The 732-nt window shown below is 75.1% G+C and carries 1 pseudogene; it reads right to left on the bottom strand.

The features are described from left to right. Window positions 1-353: pseudogene (locus AC2W7M_RS26710) on the bottom strand (phosphoribosyltransferase); the annotation flags it as partial. Window positions 354-732 lie beyond the last annotated feature (379 nt).

The following is a 732-nucleotide window of genomic DNA, read 5'->3' as shown; positions in this document are numbered from 1 at the left end:
CGGCGCGCACGGTGGCGCCGGTGGCGATGCCCGTCGTCCACCATCACCACCGTCCGGCCGGCGATGGCGCACGCCGCCGCGCGCCGATATAAGCGCGCGCGCCGGCGCTCGATCTCTTCCAATTCGCGCGCGCACACCGCCTCGAACGCCGCGCGCGTCACCCCCGATTCGGCGATGATGTCGTCGTTGCGCACCACGATGGGTGCGGCGCCGTCCACCACGGCGCCCATGGCCAGTTCCTCGGCGCCGGGCACGCCGATCTTGCGCACCAGCACCAGATCGAGCGGCGCACCGAGCGCCTGCGCCACCTCGGCCGCCACCGGCACGCCGCCGCGCGGCAGCGCCAGCACCACCGGCGCCTCGTCTTTTCAGATGCACGAGCGCGGCGGCGAGCTGGCGCCCCGCCGCCCGGCGGTCGGCGAAGGGCGGGCTCATGGCGCCTTCCAGTCGTCGGTGCGGCCGAGCAGATGCCGCTCGAACCAGCGGGTGGCGAGGGCGATCACCTCCTCCAGCGCGCCGGGCTCGGGGAAGAGATGGCTCGCGCCGGGCACGATCTTCAGCGCCTTGTCGCAGGTGAGGCGGCCGAAACGCCTCGGCGTTCAGTTCCAGCACGGTCTCGTCGGCGCGCCGACGATCAGCAGCGTCGGCGCGGCCACCGCGCCGAGCGCCTCCCAGGCGAGGTCCGGACGTCCGCCGCGCGCGACCACCGCCGAGACGAGGTCGCCGAGCCGC

It is taken from the genome of Xanthobacter sp. BG11Y11_SDJG, from assembly GCF_057364445.1.
The sequence above is the reverse complement of the archived record's forward strand: the minus strand, read 5'-3'. Positions and strand labels throughout refer to the sequence as shown.